General features: G+C 63.2%; 4 protein-coding genes. All 4 read right to left on the bottom strand.

Going from position 1 to position 2,875, the window contains the following annotated elements:
• Window positions 1–52: 52 nt before the first annotated feature.
• The gene (locus BGIM_RS54250; RefSeq protein WP_020474571.1) at window positions 53–451 is read right to left on the bottom strand and encodes a DUF6950 family protein; all 399 of its coding nucleotides are present in this window, start codon (window positions 449–451) and stop codon (window positions 53–55) included.
• A complete protein-coding gene (locus BGIM_RS0136405) occupies window positions 448–1,008 on the bottom strand; it encodes a hypothetical protein (RefSeq protein ID WP_020474570.1) in 561 nt (186 codons plus the stop codon). Before BGIM_RS0136405 ends, BGIM_RS54250 begins: the two co-directional genes overlap by 4 nt.
• Entirely contained in the window at window positions 1,005–1,610 is a 606-nt protein-coding gene (locus BGIM_RS54245; protein WP_020474569.1) for a hypothetical protein, read from the bottom strand. The genes BGIM_RS0136405 and BGIM_RS54245 overlap by 4 nt, the downstream gene beginning before the upstream one ends.
• Window positions 1,607–2,875, bottom strand: a 1,269-nt coding sequence (locus tag BGIM_RS58885) for a hypothetical protein (protein WP_029631325.1), incomplete at its 5' end; no start/stop codon positions are given. The genes BGIM_RS54245 and BGIM_RS58885, both read right to left, overlap by 4 nt.

Here is a 2,875-nt window from a genome sequence, read left to right as displayed (position 1 = left end):
GTGCTGGCGGCCGCGCCCGCGACGGCGGCGATGAGGGGGATGGCCGGGGGCATTAGCCGACCTGCCACGCCTTGGCGCACGAAAGCGTGTCCACCAGCGTGTGACCCTTGATCGACAGAAAATGGCTTTTGACCCCGTTGCCGATGCCGAGGCAGCCGTCCACCGGGTGCAGCACAAGGTCGCCGCGTTTCGCCAGCGTCACGGGAATGACCGGAAGGGCCGCGTCGGCAATGTCCGAAACGGTCGTGAAGCCACGCTTGCGCATGAGTGTCGCCGCCCCGCGTTCGGTTTTGTATTTGCCAATCCACTCGGAGAGGAAATCCTCGCCCGTGCAATTCCTCACCCAGGTCGCGGCCCACAGGGCGCAATCGGTCTTGCCCCACTCAAAGGTCAGGTCCTTCGAGGCGTTCAAATACGAGGCCAGCCTCCCCTCCCAGCGTTCGATCCTCACCCCCGCCCCCAGTTGAGCTGCTTCTCGGCCATCTGTTCCATGTATTCGAGTCCCTTGTCGCCGGGATAACGGAGTTGCTGGTCGGCGTTGTTGAACCTTCTCACGTTGGGGGTGTCCCAGCGGGCCTCCTCGTTTTCCACCCGCAGGGTGATGGTGGCGTTCTGGTCGCGGGTGATCGTGGAGTTGTCAATCATCCCGCCGTAAAGGTATTCGGGGGTGTCCACGAGTTGGAAGGTGACCAGATCCAAAAAGCCGATGTACACCGTCGCTTCCCGCCCCTGGTAATATTCCCCCAGCAGAACGGAGATCAGGGCCTCGTCAATGCCCGACAGGGTGAGGTCCACGGGGTTGCGCCCGAGTTCGGTGTCCTCGCGGACCAGGCCGATTTCCCCGAACTGCCCCATGCCCAGATAGGTGTCGCCGCCCCAGGTGATGTCGCCCGTGCGAGAATGGACGAGGATGTCGCCGGAGTCGAGTTCGAGTTTGACGAAGATGACCGGGCAGACGCAATCGGCCTCCATCGCCGCGAGATTGTCAACCGAGACGCCGCGGCTCACGCAAACACCTCCACGGCCGAGAAGGTGATCTCGTTGTAAATGCCGTTGGCGTCGGAATCCCACATCGCCTGGCTGTCGTCGGTGAGGACCATCAGGCAGGTCGGGTTGGTGACGGTCACGGCGCTGTTGTCGGCCGGCGAGGAGCGCAAGGCGGGTTTGAACGAGACGGTCACCTCGCCCGACCCGTTGCTGCCGGCGTCGGCGGTGGCCATCTTGAGTTCGCCGTTGACGGAAAAATAGTCCCCGGTCTTGATCCAGCCGGTGACATTCGCCGAACAGCCGTCGATCACGAGCGTGCTGCCGTTCTGCCCGGCTCCCTTCACCAACGGCGACCCGGTCAACACGCCCCGGCCGGTCTTGGCGTCGGGATCGAAGCCGTAAAAGGTGTTCGCCTGCCCTTCCAGGAGGAGGAAGAACGCCTGCCAGTCGGCGGCCGTGGCGCGGTTCATCTTGGGCAGGGTGACGGTGAGCATCCAGCACGCCGGGCCGAAGATTGCCCGCTGGGCCGACCCCTTCGACAGCGGCGGGCGGAACACGGCGGTGTCGGTCTCCAGGCCGAAACGGGAGGAGCGGAACGCGGACGACGGCATGGCAATGGTCATGAGCGGCGGTTCACGCTGCGGGATTCACTGCCGCCCCGCTCGATGGCCTCGAACACGGCCTGCTTGGACTGCGACACCATGACCGGCATGAGGGTGGCGAGCTCCTGCCGGGTCACGCCGGACTGAAAATTGTTGGTGATGTTCACCGTCGGCGACGACCCGCCGAGGGCGTTGTTGGGGATGATCGTTCCCGCCGTTTTGGGGACGAAGATTTCGGGGCCGCGCTCGCCGACAATGGAGGGGACGCCCACGGGGGGCGAGCCGCCGTCCGCGAAGCCAAGCATGGAGCCGATGCTTGAGAAGATGCCGCCCCCGGATGAACTGAATGTCTTGTCAAATAGTCCGCTGACACTGCTGGAGAGCGGGTCGATGATTTTCTTGCGGGCGATGTTCTTGGCGATCCCCTCCAGAACGGAGGAAGCCCCGCTGCCAAGGCTTTTGAAGTCAAACATGACCGCCTCCAGGGCGTCGCCGAAACTGTCCTTGATGAGCTTGGCGCTGATGACCGCCTCCTTGCCGGTCTCCTTCATGGATTCTTTCAGGTCGTAATTGGAGGAGCCAAGTTCGCGCACCTGGGTGATCTGCTCCTGCGTGAGGAGCGTCCCCTCTTTCATCGCGGCGTTCTGGGCCTCGTTCACGGCCTTCTGGCCCGCCTGGTCGCGGGCGTTCAGCCCGAGCAGGTCGTGTTCTACTTGCAGTTTGGTGAGATAGTTGTCGAGCGAGTCGCTAATCGTGTCATAATCCTGGGCCTCTTTCGGCTTGGAGCCTCCGCTTGAGGGAAGTGTCAGATCGCTGTTGTTTCCGTGCGGGTCGCCGGTCTTCTTTTTGGCCGCGTCAACCTTGTCCTGATAGGCCTGCACGTCTAGTTGCCCTTGAAGCGCGGCGATCTGGTCGCGCAGGAGCGCCTGCGGGGTCTTGGGGGCCGGAACTCCGGGAGGGAGGTTGTCAAAAACAGGCTCGTCGGCGGGAAGGGAAGCCAGGGCCTTCTGCTTCGCCGCGATCTCGATGTTTAATTCCTTCGCGCTGAGTTCGCGGGCCACGCCGTAAAGCCGCTCAACGGCGTCAATGGAGGCGGAAACCGCGTCAAGGAATCCGTCCCGGATGCGCAGGCCCACACGAACCATGGCGTCCCCCATATCGTCAAGGTTGGCCACCGTGTTGTCACTGAGCGCCTTTTTGAGATTCTGAAGGTTGCCGTTCGCCTCCCGGAGCGCGGGGAGCATGGTGGTGAAGCTTCGGCCAAAGATGTTCATCCCGGCCTCGGT

Origin of the sequence: Zavarzinella formosa DSM 19928, from assembly GCF_000255705.1 — a bacterium.
GTDB classification, from domain to species: Bacteria; Planctomycetota; Planctomycetia; order Gemmatales; family Gemmataceae; genus Zavarzinella; species Zavarzinella formosa.
The sequence above is the reverse complement of the archived record's forward strand: the minus strand, read 5'-3'. Positions and strand labels throughout refer to the sequence as shown.

Bases quoted from the DNA above. Each gene is read 5' to 3' on its own strand.
- BGIM_RS54245 (WP_020474569.1), bottom strand. From the start codon at position 1,610: ATGACCATTGCCATGCCGTCGTCCGCGTTCCGCTCCTCCCGTTTCGGC.